Here is an 18,762-nt window from a genome sequence, read left to right on the forward strand (position 1 = left end):
TGCCACGCGGCCCAAACGCTAGCGATGGCACATCCGCAGCACGAGCTGCAATGAGTGTCCTGCGATTTTGCAACCAGCGATCCTGTTTACGATGTTGGCGACGCCCGCCTAAAATGGGCTCCGCCTCATGGCGCTCATCCACCATTCCCCGCTCGCGATCCCTCGCTCGCCGACGCCAGCTATTCCGGCGTCGCCTGACCATCGCATCGGAGTTGCCCTCATGCCGCACACCTCGCGACTTGCCACGTTTCTACTCCTAGCCTTGGCTGCCGGATTACTCTGGCCGGCCACCAACCAGGCCCAGCTTATCGACCGACAAGCCTTGGTGAGTCGCCATCGCGTGAAGCTTACGCAGGCCGAGCCCCGGTCGCCGCTGCAGGTTGGCAATGGCGAGTTCGCGTTCGCGATGGATATCACCGGGCTGCAGACGTTCCCTGGCACCCAACCTAGCGATCCCCCGCTCGGGACCATGTCGCAGTGGAGTTGGCATTCGTTTTCCGAAAGCAAACGATTCGACTACGCCCAGACACTCCGCAACTACGAGGTCGAGGGCCGCCAGGTAAGCTACGCTACGGATCGCACCAGTGACGCGGGCGAGGCGTTTCGCGCGAATCCCCATCGCTTTAATCTGGCTCGCATCGCCTTGAAGCTGCAAGACCAGAGCGGGCGAGAAGCCGAGGTCACCGACCTCACGCAGGTCGACCAGCAACTCGATCTGTGGACTGGCGAGGTCACGAGCCGATTTCAGTTCGATGGAGAGCCGGTGGAGGTTCGCACGACGGTCGCCCCCACGAGCGATACACTCGCCTTCACGATTAATTCGCCGCTAGTGCGCGATGGCCGGCTGCAGGTCGCCCTCGCATTTGCCTATCCCGCTGGTGTATGGGGTCCCCCGGTCGATGCCGAGAGCGCCGACGAACAAGCTTCCACTCGGCACACCACCGAGTGCACTCCCCTGCCCCACGGCGGTTACTTTTGCCGCACGCTCGATGGCACGCAGTACGGAGTGCAAGTCGCCAGCAATGGAACGCTAACCACCACCGACCAGTCGCATCGCTTCACGATCTCTCATCAATCAGCGGACCAACTCGAAGTGGTAGTTGCGTTTCACTCCGCCCCGGTCGAGCCGATTCAACTTGCCGACTTTGCCACGATCCAAGAATCAGCGTCCGATTACTGGCAGCAGTTCTGGAACACCGGCGGGGCGATCGATCTCTCCGGCAGCACCGACCCGCGATGGCGCGAACTCGAGCGGCGCATCGTGCTCTCGCAGTACCTGACGGCCATCCAGTGCAGCGGCTCGATGCCGCCGCAGGAAACCGGCCTCTTATGCAATAGCTGGTACGGCAAGGCCCACCTGGAGATGCATTGGTGGCACGCGGCCCACTTTGCCCAGTGGGGACGCGTGGAGTTGCTCGAACGGAGCCTCGGCTGGTACGAGCAAATCTTGCCCGCCGCCCGACGTATTGCCGAGCGGCAAGGGTACGCTGGGTTTCGCTGGCCCAAGATGACCGGTCCCGCCGGCATCAGCAGCCCCAGCGACGTCGGCGAACTGTTGATCTGGCAACAGCCGCACCCGATCTACTTCGCCGAACTATGCTACCGCGCAAATCCTACGCCTGAAACGCTCGCTCGCTATCGCGAGATCGTGGAGCAGACCGCCGAGTTCATGGCCGACTATGCGGTATTCGACGAGTCGCAGCACTGCTACGCGCTCGGGCCGGTATTGATCCCCGCGCAAGAGTGCTACGAAGGTCGCAGTAAGCCGGGCGTGACCAATCCGACGTTTGAACTCGCCTACTGGCGATGGGCCCTTCGCACGGCCAACCACTGGCGCGAGCGTTTGGGCGAGCCCCCGAACCAACAGTGGGAGCAGGTCGCCAGCCAACTCGCTCGGCCAACGGTTCGCAACGGGTGCTACACCGCGATTGGCAACGAGCCGTGGCTTCGACGCCGCGATCATCCCTCGATGCTGGCCGCCATGGGAGTGCTGCCCAACGACGGGTGGCTCGAGCCTTTCATCATGAAGCAGACGATGTTCGACGTGGAGTCGGATTGGGATTGGGACACCACCTGGGGCTGGGACTACCCCATGATGGCGATGACCGCCGCCCGGGTTGGCGAGCCAGCCAAGGCGATCGACTACCTGCTGATGGAGACCTCGAAAAACAAGTACCTTGCCAACGGTCACTGCTGGCAAGCGAATCGATTGCCAGCCTACTTACCGGCCAACGGAGGTCTACTCAGTGCGACCGCCATGATGGCCGCCGGCTGGGACCAAGCCCCGAAAGCCAACGACGCTCCTGGATTCCCACACGACGGAGGGTGGAAGGTTCGCCACGATGGCTTGGAACGCATGCCGTGATGGAATCGCAGCTTATCGACTGAGCTGTCGTATTGGGTCAACTCGATTCAGTCGTTTCGGCCTGTTTGGCGTTTGACTTCGCATTGCTAGCCGGGGGAACTCCAATCGCGTCTTCGGGCAGTCCGCGGTTCCAGTTTAGCACGTTGCGTTTTAGGCGTTCCGTGACCCGTGGGTTTCGGGACGACACGTCTTTTGTCTCGCTGGGATCGCGTTTCAGATTGAACAACTGTGTGTTGGAGCCATCGATATTCGTCACCAGCTTCCATTGGTTTTCGCGAACCGCCAAGTCGGGATTCGGATCGTTCTTCGGGCCTGGACGATCGGGCGGGCGACGCCAAAAGAGTGGCCCACTGCGTTGAGCGTCCGACATGCCCAGCAGCACAGCCAGCAGATCTTCGCCGTCGCATTGGTAGCTCTCCGGCGGATTCAGGTGTCCCAACGTGGTGAGCGAAGCAACCAGGTCGACCGACGAGACGATCGTCGTCTCGTTCGTAGTGCCGGCGGCCTCGGGCTGCACCAGTCCTGGCCCCCACACGATCAATGGACTGCGAATGCCCCCTTCGTACAGCGAGCCTTTGGCTCCACGAAGCGGCTCGCTGGTGCCGGCTCCCGGTTCGGGACCGTTGTCGCTGGCTAGCACGATAATGGTGTTGTCGCGAAGCTTGGGATCGTTGCGGACTCGATCGAACAGAGGAGCGAGTTGCTCGTCCATGCTTTTGAGTACCGCCTGGTAAAGCTTGCGTTTGCCACCCTCGCCCCGTTGTTCGAGTGGTGGGAAGAAGGGCGAGTGGACGTCGTCGGGCCACACGTTGATATAGAATGGCTTGTCCGCAGCAACCGACTCGTCGATAAACTGCAGCGCCCGCTGAGTGAACCGCTGCGTGATGATCGAGCGGTCTTCCCATTCAATCGGACCATGCCCTAGCGTCGCGCTACCGAGGTCATGGCGGTGTGGCTCGGTGCTCTTGCCATCGTAGCAAAGCGGCAACACTCGTGGGCCAAGGCCTTCGAAATTGGTGAGCGAGGCATCGAACCCGTATTCGGTAACGAGCGGGGCCTCCGCCACATCGCGCTGCCCACCCATGTGCCATTTGCCAAAGTGGCCAACTCGGTACCCTGCTTCGGAGAATAATCGCGGCAGCGTCACCGCTTCGGGGTCGAGCCAGTTGACGATGCCTCGCTGGTGGTTCAACTCCCGACGAGCAAGGTAAGAGGTAATACGGTGCCGCGCTGGGTAGTTGCCGGTGGTCAGCGAGGTTCGCGAAGGGGAGCAAATCGGTGCGTTCACGTAGAAGTTCGTGAATCGCAGCCCCTCTCGTGCGAGCTGATCGATGTTCTGTGTTTCCACCGCTTCTCCACCGAAGCACGACAGATCGGTCCACCCCATGTCGTCGATGAACACCATCACCACGTTCGGCGATGGTTTGCCCTCGCGATGCAAGCGAGGCAGCCCGTACACGCGTTGTTGATCGCCCTGCTCTTCCATCCAGGTGTCAAGCAGTTGGCTCATCTTCGTTACTCGATCGGCCTGATCGCTCTCGGCAATCAAGTTGTGAGTTTCGTCGGGATCGTTCTGCAGGTCGTACAATTCTTCGCGCGGGCGCTGCAGGTAGCGATGCACGACGTCGGCCGCGTGCTGATCGTACTTGGCTTTCTTTTCCCAACTCGGCCAATAAGGCGAGTCGTTCACCACGTCGGTGACGTGCGAGCGGAACTCGAACTCCGGATGCAAGTTACGAATGTACTTGTAGCGGGCATCGCGAATACTGCGCGACGGATACACGTTGAAATTGCCATCGCCACTGTGAGCGGTGTAGATGTAGTCGCGGTGCGAGTCGGACTTGCCTTCCAGCACTGGCACCATCGACTTGCCGTCAATCGACTCGGGAGGCGTGCCACCCGCGGCTTCAACAATCGTCGGCAAGATATCGACCCACGACACCATGGCCGCAGTCTGCTCCCCTTGCTTGATGTGCTCAGGCCACACGGCAACCATCGGGGTGCGAATGCCATCGTCGTAGAGGTTCCACTTGCTGAAGGGCCACTGTGCACCATGGTCGCTGGTGTGCAAAAACAGTGTATTGTCGCCGAGCTTTCGATAGGCGGTGTCGAACACAAAGCCGAGTTCATCGTCCATCGTGCGGATGGCTTGGTAATACATCCCTCGCGCGCGAGTCGTTTCGGGCGTCTCGACATGTTTGGCCGGAATCTGCACCTTATCGAGATCAATGGTGCTCGGCTTCGGCCAAGGGACGTGCGGCCAGTTCGTACCGACGAACAAACACAGTGGTCGTTCATCCTTGCGATTCTCGAGCCATTTCATCGCTTCGCTCACCGCGACGTCGTCGTGATAGTTAAAGTGGCGAGCGATGTCGAACCCGTATTCGGGCGTTTGATTGTAATGGCCCACTTTGCCAAACGACACGACCTGGTAGCCTAAATCGTGCAAATAGGCCGGCAGCTTCTTGATGTCGGCTCGCGGCCGGGCGTGATTGCGTTCGGCCCCGTTGCGGGCGGGCATCAAGCCAGTGAGCAGCGCCGCCCGACTGGGAGCACACGAAGGAGAGGCAACGAACGCATGCTCGAACATCATCCCCTGCTGGGCAATTCGCTCCATGTTGGGAGTCGACATATCGGGCGAACCGTACAGCGACGAGTCGGCGCGCGTATGATCGTCGGAAAGAAACACCACGATGTTTGGTGGGGGATCGGCCTGGGCTGCCGAGGCAGCAACGACCAGAGTCAATAACAGGGAACTAAAGACAAAATGCTTCCTGAGAATACGCTTGTGCATCGTTCATCCGCCTGGGAGGCCCAACGTTTAATGCCATCAACACTACGGCAACCACGTCTGGAGCCTCTACGAGTCATTCGTTGTTTACTCTAGCCACCGATCTGGCGGCTCTCGCTCTCTACTATTCTAAATCAAAACGTTTTATGAGATAGGACGACACGTCAACGACCTCGCGATCGGAAAGTGACCGATTAAAAATCAACACTTCGCCTAAATCGCCGTGAAAGATCATCGAACCATCGTCGTAAATCGGATGTTGGCCGAATAGCTTACGTGAGGTCCCACCGACATCGACCACCGCTTGCTGCGTTGCCGCTTCCTGGCCATTCACGTACAAACTCAAGGTACGCGACTCTGGATTATGTCGAAATCCGACGACCAACGGTTCGCCGGTCTGCGCACGCTCGAAAGCCCCCACTTCGCTCACAATCGAAGTTCGACTCCCCTGCTCGTACCCCGAGAACACATGGCCAATAATGGCATGACGACCATCGCGGTTGCCATCGCGGGCGAAGATTTGAAACACGCCTGGATCCACTCTGTCGCCGACTGACTGCGGAATACGCTGTGGGGGGCCGTTGTAGTTCAAGATCGGCTGAAAGACGGGATTCGCATCGTTCAGCGCGAAGACCACAAACGCGGTTTGTTCATTCGCGGTGTACAGTGGAGGAGTCAGCAGAAAGGCACCTTCGCCGCCAAAACGCAGCGAGGGTTTCCCGTTCAAACCATCTTCGGTAAGCACCGGGCGGTACTTGGCCGCTGGTTGCAAAGCGTCTTCCGCCGAACTATTCGGCACCACTAGAAGATCGCGCCAGCAAATCACTCCGTTCTGGTCGTCGGTCTCCACGAACCGATCGGCCGCCAGCCACAGCACGAGTCCATCCCGGATCTGCAAATCGGGCACCTGATCGTCGCTCAGGAGTTCGCGGCTGCGCCAGGCAAACTTCGACTCATTGGCCTTGAACTCATCGAGCGAGATTCCTCCCACCGAGTAGCGACATGCCTGATCTTTCTGTAGCACGATCGATTTCTTGGGCGTCGAATCGGTCGCCCCACGCGCCTGGAAGGCGACTTCGCCCTCGAACACGTGCACTTCCGAACCACCGGCGGAATCGACCGAAACCCCGAACGCAGTGCCGAGATCGATAACCACACCGCTAGGTGTCGATACTTTAAATCCAAACGAGGCTTCCACCGAGACATCGCCCACCACCAACGTGAACGCAGCGTCGTCGTCGATCTTCAGTGTGCAAGGACCGCGGGCCGATACCTTGGCTCCGGAGTCAAAAATCAGCTCCGCCCGTCCTTCTTCTAGCGATAACTCGGAACCAGGAACCAGCGCGGTGCCTTCGCGGAACGACTTTTTGGTCCACTCGCAGTTCGTCAGTCTTCCCAAATAGGCCGAGGCATTCACCGGGCGGACCATCGAGGGCTCGGCAACAGGCTTTTGATCGGATTCAGAGTTCTGTTCTATCGCGACCTGATTCCCGTTTCCCGGTCCTGACCAAATGTAAGTCCATACTCCCCACCCCATCACCAGCGCTAGCGAGGCAGCTAACATTCCCTGCACCAGATGCGAGTTCCACCAGCGAGCCTCAGCAGCACTTGGCGGTTGAGAGTTCGTCGCGGGTAACTCGTGTGCGGCGATCGAACGAAGCAGACTATCCGCATCAGCCGCAGCAGAGGCTGGTTGGTCGGTCGATTCGTCGGCAAACATCGCCTGCATGCCTTCGATACGCTGCAAATCGCGCATGGAGACTTGCCAAACGAGCCACTGCGACAACGCTTCGGCGGCGTCGGGCTGTTCGTTGACCCATACGGAGATCATCTGGAATCCCTGCTCCGAGAGATTTCCGTCTAGATAGTCTTCGAGGTGATCGTGGATAGGTTCGGGAATATTCATCAGACTCTGGTCGGTGCCTCCAAGATCCGCCTTGGACAGGTTCGACAGTAATTGGCTATTCTAAGGGGTCGCTAAGCGGCGTTTCACACAAAGCAGCAATATTTTTCGAATCCGGTAGAGCTGTCCTTTGACACTTGCTACCGATTTACCTTGTTTCTCTGCAATATCAGCTAGGTCGCTGTCGCTGCCGTATCGCATTCGCAACAGCGACCGCCGATCAGGCGACAAGGCTTGCACGCATGCGTGCAACGCTTCGCGTTGGTACTCCGATGCGGGGGCGGGGTTTTGTTCCAGGTGGGCCTGGATCAGGTGAATCATGTCGTCGCCAAATGCCAGGCGGTCGCGACTTTTCTTGCGAAAGTACATGAGAGCCTGATTGCGGGCGATGCCCAACGCCCAGGCCACAAATGGTCTTTCGGGATCGTACTTGTGGTAGTCGCGCGCCACACAGACCGCGACCTCCTGCAGCACATCCTCGGCATCGTGCAACGAGCCAATCTTCGCCAGCAGCAACGCAAACACGGCTGTACGCGCACGCTCCCACTGAGCCGCCAAGCCTTCCCCATCGCTGGAGGGACCTGGAGACCCCGCGTCGTGGGGGGACTCGTCGAATTCCGCGTCGTGATCCATGTACTAGCAATGCTACCTGCTGAACGGAAGCCTCGCGAGCGGCACCTAGCGCTACCGCCTGACAAGTGGCCGGATGTTCGGTCTATGGAGTATTTGCAACCGAGCAGCCAAGGTCGCAGACATTCTTAGGGAATTTCTCAAAACTTCAGGTTCCAGAAAAAAACCGCGCTACTTCTTCCTGCTAAGCGGCAAATACATCCACAAAGGCGGAGTCGACCAGACTAGCAAACCTGGTCATCACTCTTTTCTGTGAAACTCACCAACCAGGCGACATCGGCCAGCTTGCTCGTTCCTTCGGTGCGCTGACCGACCTCTCCGGTTGCTTCCCCATAACAGGCAGTCGCACTAGTCTTGGAAAGGAACACTATGGACCGGCGTACTCTTCGGCGGCAATCCCCGCGTTTTCCCGTCGTCTCGGGTTTTACCCTTGTGGAGCTATTGGTCGTGATTGCGATCATCGGCATCCTCGTTGCTCTGTTGCTGCCAGCCGTGCAGGCCGCGCGCGAAGCAGGGCGTCGCAGCTCCTGTCAGAACAAAATGCGGCAATTGGCAATTGCCATTCAAAACTTCGAGAGCGCCTACGGGCACTTCCCCGAGATCCCCCCCGCCGGTTTGGAAGGCGAGTCGTTCTTTATCCAGATCCTGCCGTTCATCGAGGGTTCGGCCGTTGCAGATAAGTACGACCCCAACGTGCAAGCCCGCAAGCAGTTGCGAAACGTGTTCAGCCAACCAGAACCTACGGTGCTCTGCCCGTCGGACGAGCCTGTGCAAGTGCTGTTTGCCAAAGGCTTCGATGCGTCGAACGCTGGCACCGGTGATACCGCGTACGACTACAAAGGCAACTATGGCATCAACTGGGGAACCAGCCGCTTTAAACAAAACATGCCGGTTTGGAACTTCACGACCCAAAGCAACGAACCTGGCGAACCGGGCCCCTTTGAGCCTGGCAAAGAGATTGGCTTCCGTCGCATCACCGACGGCTCCAGCAACACGCTGGCCCTGATCGAAATGCTGGCCGCACCGACTGGCGGACAAAGTGAAGGAGTCGCCGGCATCGACCGCCGCGCCCGCATTTGGATTCCCGGATCGGCAACCTACCAGATTTCGACCTTGCTGTTGCCCAATAGCACTGCCTGCGGAGGTAGCGGTGGTGGTCGTGGAACCGGCAACACCGTGGTCGATCCGAAAACCGGCTGCGGCAAAGACATGGGCTTCTGCATCGACCGCCCCGACATTGGATTGCCTTGCAATCGTGGGAGCGACAGCGTTTCCGACGCAAATAGTTACACCCTCGCTGGGCGTAGCCACCACCCTGGCGGAATCGATACCGCCCGCTGCGACGCTTCGGTGAGTTTCGTGAGCGACGATATCGACCTACCCGTCTGGCGGGCACTTGCAAGTCGCGCGGGTGGCGAAGTGGTTGCGAAGTAATACCTCACACATCGAGAACCTCGATATGGCGAAGCCGCCACACTCTCGCAGGTTCCCACGAATTGATTCATCTTATCTTCCAAGGAGCACATCATGACAACCGCCGCGAGAAATGTTCCATCGCAGTGGGCACTGCAATCTCTTTTGACGTTTACCTGGGCTAGTTTCTGTGCGTTGCTGGCAGTGCTTTACGCCACGACGGTGTCGGCCAACACGGTGAGCTGGAACAATGGTACCGGTTCGTTTACCGGCTCGCCCAACTGGTCCTACAACTCGGCCGGCACGCTCACTACCACCGACAACCCATTCAACTTAGTTGGAGCTGCCGGAGGTTCTGGCGGCGAGAACATCCTGCTCATTGGTAACGAAGGCGACGTCACCCTCAACGTCGCTAACCAGGGGCCCTTTTCCGACAATTCTCTCTATGAACTGCGAATCGGCACACTTGCCGGTGAAGCCGACCTCTCGGCCCTCGACGGTGGTGCCAACTACCAAGGCAATGGTACTCTCACGGTTAACAACGTCGGACTCATCCTCTTTAACGACGGTGTCGGCTCAGGCAATCTCATCATCGGTGGAGCCGATGGCATCTCGGGCACGATGAATTGGAACTCGTCCGAAACACTGCTCGCCAATGGTCAGCTGCGTGTCGGACAGAATGGCGTCGGTGTGTTTCACCAGAATGGTGGCTCGGTTCAAGTTGCGACCACTTCGCTGGCAACTCCTGCTACTCGCATAGGCACCGGTGTCGGTACCGGCACTTACAACCTGAACGATGGTAGTTTACAAATCGGCTCGGCCGACGATGGCACCGGGCTCGAAGCGGTCGCTACGCTTGACATTGGTTACGGCAGCAACGCAACCGGTACCCTAAACCTCGGCGACTCCGTTGGCAGCAGCGGCTCGGCTTCGCTCTCCACCTGGGGCGACGTGGTGATCGGTGGCAGCAACGGCCTACTAAACATCGCCTCCGATGGTGAGCTGCTGGTGAACTACGCCAGCGGACGTGCAAACTCGGCTCGTATTCTTATCGGCAACGGAGGCGGCGACACCGGGGCGATCCTCCAAGATGGCGGCACCCTGCACAGCGACGGCTTGATGCGTCTGGGGTTCAACACCGGCACTGCTTCATACACCCTGAATGGCTCCGCGGGATCGGTCAACGTTCGCGCGTTCGAAGCCTACCAAAACGTCGACATCAACTTCAATCTCGACGCCGGCGGTGCCACGCCGATCGTGGTCGATGGAAATACCAGCACCGCGGGTGACACTGCAGCGGGTAATTCGGTGACGCTCAGCAATCCTACGCTAAACATTACCGGCCTTACTAGTTACTCCTCGCTATCCGATATCCTGCTGTTCGAACAAGCCGACGCGTCGGCGTCGCTTTCCGGCAGCTTCAGCAATCTGATTCAAGGCCAGGTGGTTGGTCAAAACTCTGGCGGCAGCTCATTCTACCTCAACCTGTATGGTGGCGATGGCAACGACATCGTCTTGCAGAGCACACTACCGAGCAGTAGCACCGATGGCTTGGTCTGGAACACTAGTGCTGCGAACTTCGATTCAGGCTGGGCTTCGGGCAATGGCAGCTTCGGCGTCGCCAGCTTCCCGGTCGATCCGTTTGCAAACCTCCCAAACCTGTACCTTGGCAACAGTGGTACCGCGACGTTCGACGACACCACCAACACCAACTCTGGCACAACCGTGCAGAACATGTTTATCGGCACCAACCAGGCAGCGGCGATTATTGCAGGACGCAACGGAAACGGCACTTTGACCGTCAACGGTTCACAAGACCTCACCATCGACGACTCTGCCGCCAATGGCGCAACCGGCTTCTTCACGGTTGGCGAGCAAGGCTTCACCGGAACCGTCAACTGGAATAGCACCGGCACGCTCGACGCCCAAGGGAAATTCCGGGTTGGTCGGGATGGGGGAACCGGCGTGTTCAATCAGAGCAATGGTATCGTCCTGGGCGGCACCACTGGCGGCGGCGGAAAGTATCTGGCTATTGGCGACAGCCCCGGCAGCGTAGGTACTTACAATCTTAACGGCGGTGCTCTGTATCCCGATGGCCAAGGGGGCGGCGCGACCCTACGCCAGTTCCGAGTTGGCTACAGTCAGGCAACCGGCACCCTGAAAGTGGGTGACGGCCTCGGCGCCGCCAGCAGTGCATTGTTTGAGAGCGAAGACGATCTCTGGATCGGCGGCAACAATGGCAATGGTACCCTGATCATCGAGTCGGATGGCGAAGTCCACCTCGTCGGCAATAACGCACCGCTGTTTATTGGTTACCTCGGCGGCGAGCCCGGAGCTCAAGGCCTTGGTGTGCAAAATGGTGGTACGCTCATTACTGAAGCAGTTTTCTCGATTGGTCAAGGCGAAGGCTCCGTGGGCGAATACCAGCTCAACGGCGGTTCCGTTCTCGCGGCCAACGATGGCGGCGGCGACGTCCGTATCGGCGGCGGCGGTGGCAACGGAACCCTCCGTGTTTCTGGCACCGCTAGCTTCTCGACGCTAGGCAACTTGTTCATTGCCGAAGCAGGCGGGCAAGGCACCGTAGGGCTCTTGGAACTCACCGGCAGCCAGGCAAGTTTCACCGTGAATCGCTTCGAAAACGCGCCCGGCACCGGCGGCCCTGGCAATGGCAACGACGAAACCATTCGCTGGGTGGCCGACAACAATGGCATTACCCCGATTGTGATCGCTGCTACTTCAGGCACCAACGTGCTGCAATTGCAGGATCCCGTGGAAGTCACCGCAAACACTGGCACCAACGGCAGCGGCGACCTCACCGGCGACGGTATTGCACTCGAGCTTGATCTCTCGGCACTCACTGGCGATCACACCCTTACGCTTATGGACAACCAGAGCGAGGAAGAAGTAATCGGATTCTTCGAACTCGGTGATACGCTGGATCTCTACGAGGAAGGCGAGGCAATTCTCGACACCGGCTTCAACGGCACCGTCACCATCTCGTACCTCGGCGGCACCGGCAACGATGTCATCCTGTCGCTGATCGCTAACAGTGCCTTGTTCGGCGATTACAACGACGATGGCATGGTCGACCTGGCCGACTACACCGTATGGCGCGACAACCTCGGCGCCTCGCTCACCCTGCCTGGCGAAGACCCAAGTCAAACGCCAGGCCAGGTAACGATGGAGGACTACAACGTATGGAAGAGCAACTTTGGCCAAAGCCTCTCGGCTTCGGTTAGTAGTCACAATGTTCCCGAACCGTCAAGTGTCGCTCTCGTCGCGTTCTCACTTTTCGTGGTGGTTGGATTGACGAGTAAGTCTCGCAAGGCTGATCGTGCAGCCTGAGGTTCCGTCTGAGCCCACCCCCTCCTCATTGTTCTTATTCGATGGCAATTTGTATCACACCCAGGGAGAACTGACTCATGAAACGGCTATTTGCCATACTCACTGTTCTAACAGCAACTAGGTCGTGTTGACATTCATGCCAAGCTGATCATGAGTGACGCCAGGCAGAGGAATCCATCGTAGTTTCGATCAGTTTTATCGTATCGTGTAGCGACCCTACGGTAGTGTTTTAACCGGTTGAAGAACCGCTCCACGACATTTCGGAGTTTATAGCGTGTGCGATCGTACCTTTTCTGTCGAAACCCACGGCGAGTCGGAATCACCGGCTTCGCGCCTTGGCGACGAATCTGATCGCGAAACCAATGGCAATCATACCCTTTGTCGGCGACGACGTATTCGGGAGTTAGTCCTTCCAGCAGCGTTTCTGCTTGGTGCATGTCGTGTCGGTTGCCACCCGTCAAAGTCAGACGAACCGGGCGGCCATCGCCCGTTACCGCGGCGTGGACTTTCGTTCCCCAACCTCCGCGCGAGCGGCCCATGGCTTCGCCACCGAGCCCCCTTTTACGCCCGCTGCGTGTTGATGGGCTCGGACCGTTGTCGAGTCGAGTAGCAAGTGCTCCAAGTCGGGCTCTTCGCCCAGAGTCTCCAAGACTTGCCGCCAGACGCCACGCTTGCACCATCGATTGAAACGCTGAAATACCGAATTCCAAGGGCCAAAGCGAGTGGGAAGATCGCGCCACGGCGCGCCTGTGCGGGCGATCCACAACACCGCGTTCACGAACCGACGATTGCTCGCCGCGGTTCGACCGGGATCGCCGGATTTGCCAGGCAAATGGCCTCGAATCTTCAACCATTGTTCGTCTGTCAGTTCGTGCCGTCGCATCTATTCGCTCCTCCATGAGCAGGTAGGGGACGACACCGTGATACCATTTCGACAAAATCTACGCTACATAAATGTCAACACGACCTAGTGTCGCTGCTACCAGCGGGCACGCAGCCCCGATCTACTTTGTGAACGACATCGGGCTGATTAAGCAATTTTCCGGCATCGATACTGGAGCCCATCCGGTGACTGCAGGTAGCTTTGCCATCGGTGCTGGTGTGCTGGTCGCGACAGTTCCTGCCTATGGGGAATACCAGGGCTTCACCTACGCCCCCACAGGAGAAGTGATTGCCGTGAACCCAGGCGGCGACATCGTGGAATGGACCAACGTTAACGCCTGGCTTGCTAATTCGACTCCCACGACTCTAGCGGCCGATGTGTTCGCCGACAAAGGTAATGGCAATGGCCCTGCAGGCGGCAATAACGCCGGTGCCGGCACCATTCATGGACTTAGCTACGATGGGAATACCGGGGGCTACTACGTCACCCTCGAGGGCGATACCGCATACGGCGGCGATGGCGACATCCGCGAATACGCTTCGCTCGACGACCTGCTGACCAACACCGGCACCACCACCGCATCCTCCTACGGTGGCAATCTGCTGAACTTCTATTACGGCGACGAAGACGCCCCCGGCTCCGCGGCCGCACCCAACGATATTGCCGGGGCTAACTACTTCCAAATCGGTGGCAATGGAACCCTCGAAGGGCACCAGACGCTCGCCGACTATATTGCATCCCCCGGCAGCCGCACCTACGACTTACAGCCGTTCGGTGCAGGTTTGCGTGGTGGTTTTGCTGTACCCGAACCTAGCACTGCTGTTTTATCGGTGATAGCAGTTGGTGGATTGCTGTTCTTGCGACGCTACTCAACCAACGGCTAGGGCAGCGACCGATGAATCGAAAGCCGCTCCGTGGCCCCCCACGGAGCGGCTTTTCCAAACTGATAGATCGACATAGCGGCGAATAGGCACCTTAAGACGATGACCGGCAACAGAGTTCTCCTCCAATCCACATTCTGCTACCCTCGTATTCGGCCAAGCTGGTTTCTGTTGCTTAGCGTGACGATCGCAGCGACTTATTGCACGATGCTTAGCCTTGTCCAATCGGGCATCGCTTCGCAGCCGAATGTCATCGTCATCAACATCGACGACATGGGCGCTGGCGATTTCAGTGCTTATGGCAGCCAGTTCTCGTCGACTCCGAACATCGATCAACTCGCCTCTCAGGGCACTCGCTTCACCCAATTCTACGCGGGGGCTCCCATCTGCTCTCCTTCGCGGGCCGCATTGTTCACTGGTCAATACGCTGCGAGGTCGGGAATCAACTCGTTCTTGGATAGCTCGACGAGCAATCTGAACCGCGACAATGTAAACCACCTATCGCTCGAAGCCCCTTCGATGGCGGCCACGTTCCAAGACGCCGGCTACGCGACTGGTCATTTTGGTAAATGGCATCTCGGCGGAGGTCGTGACGTTGGGTACGAAACGAATCCCTCGGCCTCGACCAATGTCGCCGCACCGCGCATCGTGGAGTACGGCTACGACCAGGCCTGGACACAATTCGAGGGACTTGCGAACCGTATTGTGAACGTGGTCGACTACGGAGGAGATGCCGCCGGTGTTTCAACCCGCCCAAGCGCGTATTTCAATGGCCTTAACCAAATGAGCGACAATCTCGGCACCGGCGGTGGCATCGATGAGATTGTGTATCTCGAACGCGAATTCAACGCCAACTTCATGGTCGATCGGGCGATCGACTTTCTCGGTACCAGCAAGCAGGCCAATCCTGATCAATCGGTATTCATGAACGTGTGGTTCGACGAAGTCCATACCCCCCACGATCCCCCGCCGGCGCTCAAAGCCAAGTACGACTCCCTCTATCCCAACCTGCCGGAGGAATCTCGCAACTACCTGGCTGTTCTGGAAGCCACCGATACTCAAGTTGGTCGTTTGATCGATTACATCGATCAGCAAGGGCTCGGTGAAGAGACCCTTATCTTGGTCACAGCCGACAACGGAGCCACAGCAACCAACGTGAATAACATTGGCTCGGCTGTTCCTTCGCTCCGCGGTAGCAAAGGGGACCTGTTCGAGGGAGGTTTCCGCGAACCGTTAATCGCTCGCTGGACCGGCAACGTAGCTGCCAATCGAGTGGATAGCGAAACGGTGATGTGGCAAACCGACCTGTTCCCAACGCTCACCAGTCTGACGGGAGTCTCGCAACCAGCGGGCGTCACCTTCGATGGCGAAGACATGAGCACCGCCCTGCTGGGCGTCGCCTCGCAAACGCGTACGACTCCTCTATTCTGGAACATGAACCGAGCGAATGAAAACCGCCATGTGAATCCCGATCCAAACGGCGCCGGTGCCAATGGTCAGGAAGTGTTGGCAATTCGTTCCGGCGACTGGAAACTACTGATCAACGCCCGCGGCACTTCGCCCGAGCTTTACAACCTGGCGACCGACGCCGGCGAGACCACGAATCTGGCGACCCAGCAAGCCGGCATGACCGAGCAGCTAGCCAGCCAGGCTTTGGCCATTCGTTACTCCACTCCCTCGCGCACCCTGCCCGACGCGGTGAATGCGGTGGTTCAACTGAAAGCGGAAGACCTCGCCTCGCTTGGCAACGGGGCTTCGATCGGTTCGTGGAGCGACTCCTCGACCGGCGACTCCTTCAATGGCAGCGTGTCGCAGCCGACCGTCAACGCGCAACCAACCCTAGTACGTCTTTCCTGAAATCCATTCCGCTGCTATATGCTGCGGAATGAAAAAGCACATTGTTTGCCTGGACCACCAGGCCCGTGGAGGTTTGGAGCAGCTAGCACGCTCAGGCGCCCGCGCGGCGCAAGTGGTGCGTCGCTGCCAGATATTATTGAAATCGGACTCGGGATGCACCGACGAAGAGATCGCCGAGCATGTGGGCTGCACGACGCGCAACGTCCGAGCCGTCCGAAAGCGGTTCTGCGAAGAGGGCGTCCAGCGGGCGGTGTACGATGCGCCTCGCTCGGGCCGCCCCCCAGAGTTCACCAAGCGGCAGCAGCAACAGGTAATCGCCCTGGCGTGCAGCGAGCCGCCCGAGGGACGGGCTCGCTGGACGCTGGAATTGTTGTGCGAGCACGCGGTGAAGGAAGGCTTCGTCGATTCGCTCAGCGTGACGGAGGTCTCGCTGTGGCTCAAGGAACACGACCTGAAGCCGTGGCGAAAAAAACTTGGTGCGTGCCCAAGCTGAACGACGAGTTCTGTGAGCGGATGGAGGACGTCCTCGAGCAGTACGAGAAGCCGCTCGACCCGAACGAGCCGGTCGTCTGCCTCGACGAGCAGCCCTATCAGAGGGTCGACGACGCGCGGCCGCCCGAGCCCGCGGCACCCGGCAAGATCGCGAAGCAGGACTACGAGTACCGCCGCTGCGGAACCTGCAGCGTGTTCGTGGCGGTCGAGCCGAAGGCGGGCAAGCGATTCGTTCAGGCCAAGCGTCACCGCAAGCGAGCCGACTTCGCCCGGTTCGTCCGCGACCTCTTGAAGCGCTATCCCGACGCAGAGCGGGTTCATCTGGTGATGGACAACCTCAACACGCACAACGAGAAGTCGTTGATCGAAACCTTTGGCGAGGAGGCGGCTCGGCCAATGCTGGAGCGGATTGTGTGGCATTTTACCCCCAAGCATGCCAGTTGGCTCAACATGGCCGAGATCGAAATCTCGGCCATACAGCGACAATGCCTGGGACGTCGGTTGGCTTCGCTCGACAAGGTTCAAAGCGAACTCTCCCACTGTTCACGCGACCGCAATCGGAAGAAAATCAAAATCAATTGGACCTTCCATCGAAAAGACGCCAAACGCGTCTTCCCTGAACTCTATAGGAAATGACTTCCGGGACGACGTACTAGCCACTGGTGTGCTGAATGGCAAAGCGGTCGTACAGTTCGACGGCAACGACTCGCTCACTTCGAGCACCACGAACAGCCTTCCCTCTCCCGGCGCGGGCATCACCGTATTTGCAGTTGCCACCGGAGATGGCTCCGGCGATACCGCCGAGCGACTCGCCCAGATTGGTAACAGCAATGGCACTCTACGCCGTTAACCCTTTTCGTAGTACTGGTTTGATTTGCTTTGCTCGCAGGGCCTGTGTCTTGGTAGCAGTGAGCAGTTGTGGTACTCCTGGCGGTTTGGCTTGTTTTTTTCGTGGGTAGTTGCGGCTGGTTTTGTTTGCTCTCTTGTAGCTGTCGATGATGGCTTGGCGAAGCCTCTCGCACAGGCGTTCGTTTTTCTCCGTTGGATGCAGGTAATCACGCATCGTGCGGCGAAACGCCAACAGCAGCTTGGCGAAACTCAACTTTGCTGGTGTGATGCCTTGCTTCATCGCTTCGACCAACGCGAACAGCGACATCGCCCATAAGCCGAACAACGACCAGGTGATTTCGAGCTTGGCGTTCTCGGCTTCGCGAGAGAGGAGTTTTCGACGGTGAAAGGTCTGCTTGAGATGGCGATAGAATAGTTCGATGCCCCAGCGACGTGCATACAATGCAATCACCTGCTTGTCGCTCAATTCACGCCGAGAAAGGATATTGGTAACCAGGTAGACCGGCTGCTTGCCATCCGTAGCGACCACCAGTCGCAACACGAGCGGTTCGTTGCCACGCTTCGATTCCCGATCGGGCCATAGATAGACCGTGCCGGTCCATTCCCGTACATAACCAAGCTGTTTCAGCAACCGCACATTGGCTCCCACTCGCAGCAGGACGTGTCGGCCACTTTTGATAATCGCTTGCAGCCCTTCGTACCCCATGAATCCGCCATCGGCCGTTATCAAAGCCCCGGCTGGCAAGCTAGTGAGCATCTCCCGCAAGTGGACACGTTCGCTACTGTCACCAGGTCCGACCCGCCAGTCCCACGGCAATCCCGTACCGATGTGCCACATCGTTGTGAGCCAGAGTTGAGGCGAGTTGACTTTCTTCGCATCTTTGGCCTGCCGTCTCTTGTAGCGACTGTTCTTTACCCGTCGTGCGTGACGAATCGTCGAATAGGCTTGTTCGTGCGAGCGGGTGCGAGGCAATTCAAGGCGACTACCATCGACCGCGAATACGAGGTATCCCGCGGTGAGCCAGCAATCGGTCAGCGTCGCTTGCATCCGTTGTTGCAGCACTGACTGCAACAACGCGGCGAGCGGCTTCGTCCAGCGACGAAGGATTTTTATGAAGGCTTGGTAGGAAGTGGCCAGTTGCTGTTGCTCTTTATCGAGGCAGAGTAGTATCTTACGCACAACGAAAAAACGCTCGGTGAGAGTCTGCTCGTCCGACCAGGCCCATAACAGCGCGGCTGCCATTAGTGACCGAGGAGTCCAACTGCAGTCGTTGCGGAAGCGGATCGTTCGCCAACAGATTCCCGCCAACAACCAACGCAAACATTGCCGAAGGCACACGATATTCAGCCGCA

Annotated in this window: 14 protein-coding genes; 9 read left to right on the forward strand and 5 right to left on the reverse strand. The window is 58.5% G+C overall.

The features are described from left to right. The first annotated feature begins 54 nt into the window (after positions 1-54). Together Pan181_RS26135 and Pan181_RS13380 are read left to right on the forward strand one after the other, a co-directional pair. Positions 55-198, forward strand: a complete 144-nt coding sequence (locus tag Pan181_RS26135; RefSeq protein ID WP_197528321.1) for a hypothetical protein — start codon at positions 55-57, stop codon at positions 196-198. A gap of 22 nt (positions 199-220) precedes the next feature. Continuing rightward, positions 221-2,365, forward strand: coding sequence for a hypothetical protein (locus Pan181_RS13380; protein WP_197528322.1), 2,145 nt, complete (start codon positions 221-223; stop codon positions 2,363-2,365). Between the two features lie 37 nt (positions 2,366-2,402). Here Pan181_RS13380 and Pan181_RS13385 read toward each other — a convergent pair whose 3' ends face one another. The 3 genes from Pan181_RS13385 to Pan181_RS13395 all read right to left on the reverse strand — a co-directional run bounded on the left by Pan181_RS13385 (position 2,403) and on the right by Pan181_RS13395 (position 7,692). Beyond that, positions 2,403-5,159: a sulfatase-like hydrolase/transferase gene (locus Pan181_RS13385; protein ID WP_145247303.1), complete on the reverse strand. Its 2,757-nt coding sequence runs from the start codon at positions 5,157-5,159 to the stop codon at positions 2,403-2,405. 121 nt (positions 5,160-5,280) lie between these two features. Then, entirely contained in the window at positions 5,281-7,062 is a 1,782-nt protein-coding gene (locus Pan181_RS13390; protein ID WP_145247304.1) for a LamG-like jellyroll fold domain-containing protein, read from the reverse strand. A gap of 60 nt (positions 7,063-7,122) precedes the next feature. Beyond that, the gene (locus tag Pan181_RS13395) at positions 7,123-7,692 is read right to left on the reverse strand and encodes a sigma-70 family RNA polymerase sigma factor (protein WP_145247305.1); all 570 of its coding nucleotides are present in this window, start codon (positions 7,690-7,692) and stop codon (positions 7,123-7,125) included. Positions 7,693-8,058: 366 nt separating this feature from the next. Between Pan181_RS13395 and Pan181_RS13400 the strand changes: the two genes are divergently transcribed. Beyond that, a complete protein-coding gene (locus Pan181_RS13400) occupies positions 8,059-9,123 on the forward strand; it encodes a DUF1559 domain-containing protein (RefSeq protein ID WP_145252205.1) in 1,065 nt (354 codons plus the stop codon). A gap of 93 nt (positions 9,124-9,216) precedes the next feature. After that, entirely contained in the window at positions 9,217-12,447 is a 3,231-nt protein-coding gene (locus Pan181_RS13405) for a beta strand repeat-containing protein (RefSeq protein WP_145247306.1), read from the forward strand. A gap of 134 nt (positions 12,448-12,581) precedes the next feature. On the opposite strand, the gene Pan181_RS13410 is transcribed toward Pan181_RS13405, so the two are convergent. Further along, positions 12,582-13,330 (reverse strand): IS5 family transposase gene (locus tag Pan181_RS13410; protein WP_449187382.1). Its coding sequence is split into 2 segments (ribosomal slippage): positions 12,582-12,988 and positions 12,988-13,330, totalling 750 coding nucleotides; the frame shifts between segments, so codons are not numbered across the junction. A 71-nt stretch (positions 13,331-13,401) separates the two neighbouring features. Here Pan181_RS13410 and Pan181_RS13415 point away from each other — a divergent pair. The 5 genes from Pan181_RS13415 (at position 13,402) to Pan181_RS13435 (ending at position 17,410) form a co-directional block, all read left to right on the forward strand. Continuing rightward, positions 13,402-14,214, forward strand: a complete 813-nt coding sequence (locus Pan181_RS13415) for a PEP-CTERM sorting domain-containing protein (RefSeq protein ID WP_145247307.1) — start codon at positions 13,402-13,404, stop codon at positions 14,212-14,214. Positions 14,215-14,418: 204 nt separating this feature from the next. Next, positions 14,419-16,068 carry a sulfatase-like hydrolase/transferase gene (locus tag Pan181_RS13420; RefSeq protein ID WP_197528323.1) on the forward strand — a complete coding sequence of 550 codons (1,650 nt, stop codon included), beginning with the start codon at positions 14,419-14,421 and terminating at the stop codon, positions 16,066-16,068. Between the two features lie 28 nt (positions 16,069-16,096). Next, positions 16,097-16,561: a helix-turn-helix domain-containing protein gene (locus Pan181_RS13425; RefSeq protein ID WP_145244956.1), complete on the forward strand. Its 465-nt coding sequence runs from the start codon at positions 16,097-16,099 to the stop codon at positions 16,559-16,561. Beyond that, complete coding sequence (locus Pan181_RS13430; protein ID WP_145244957.1) at positions 16,549-17,196, forward strand: IS630 family transposase; 648 nt, start codon at positions 16,549-16,551, stop codon at positions 17,194-17,196. Before Pan181_RS13425 ends, Pan181_RS13430 begins: the two co-directional genes overlap by 13 nt. Positions 17,197-17,224: 28 nt before the next feature. After that, positions 17,225-17,410 carry a hypothetical protein gene (locus Pan181_RS13435; RefSeq protein WP_145247309.1) on the forward strand — a complete coding sequence of 62 codons (186 nt, stop codon included), beginning with the start codon at positions 17,225-17,227 and terminating at the stop codon, positions 17,408-17,410. On the opposite strand, the gene Pan181_RS13440 is transcribed toward Pan181_RS13435, so the two are convergent. Next, positions 17,399-18,652: an IS4 family transposase gene (locus Pan181_RS13440; RefSeq protein WP_197528324.1), complete on the reverse strand. Its 1,254-nt coding sequence runs from the start codon at positions 18,650-18,652 to the stop codon at positions 17,399-17,401. The two genes, Pan181_RS13435 and Pan181_RS13440, sit on opposite strands and share 12 nt — an antisense overlap. Positions 18,653-18,762: the final 110 nt, after the last annotated feature.

The sequence above is a fragment of the Aeoliella mucimassa genome, assembly GCF_007748035.1.
Taxonomy (GTDB): Bacteria; Planctomycetota; Planctomycetia; order Pirellulales; family Lacipirellulaceae; genus Aeoliella; species Aeoliella mucimassa.

Excerpts from the sequence above, each read along its gene's own strand:
- Pan181_RS13400 (WP_145252205.1), top strand. The coding sequence starts at position 8,059 with ATGGACCGGCGTACTCTTCGGCGGCAATCCCCGCGTTTTCCCGTCGTC.
- Pan181_RS13420 (WP_197528323.1), top strand. The coding sequence starts at position 14,419 with ATGCTTAGCCTTGTCCAATCGGGCATCGCTTCGCAGCCGAATGTCATC.
- Pan181_RS13440 (WP_197528324.1), bottom strand. The coding sequence starts at position 18,652 with ATGGCAGCCGCGCTGTTATGGGCCTGGTCGGACGAGCAGACTCTCACC.
- Pan181_RS13385 (WP_145247303.1), bottom strand. The coding sequence starts at position 5,159 with ATGCACAAGCGTATTCTCAGGAAGCATTTTGTCTTTAGTTCCCTGTTA.
- Pan181_RS13415 (WP_145247307.1), top strand. The coding sequence starts at position 13,402 with ATGTCAACACGACCTAGTGTCGCTGCTACCAGCGGGCACGCAGCCCCG.
- Pan181_RS13380 (WP_197528322.1), top strand. The coding sequence starts at position 221 with ATGCCGCACACCTCGCGACTTGCCACGTTTCTACTCCTAGCCTTGGCT.
- Pan181_RS13405 (WP_145247306.1), top strand. The coding sequence starts at position 9,217 with ATGACAACCGCCGCGAGAAATGTTCCATCGCAGTGGGCACTGCAATCT.
- Pan181_RS13390 (WP_145247304.1), bottom strand. The coding sequence starts at position 7,062 with ATGAATATTCCCGAACCTATCCACGATCACCTCGAAGACTATCTAGAC.
- Pan181_RS13425 (WP_145244956.1), top strand. The coding sequence starts at position 16,097 with ATGAAAAAGCACATTGTTTGCCTGGACCACCAGGCCCGTGGAGGTTTG.
- Pan181_RS13395 (WP_145247305.1), bottom strand. The coding sequence starts at position 7,692 with ATGGATCACGACGCGGAATTCGACGAGTCCCCCCACGACGCGGGGTCT.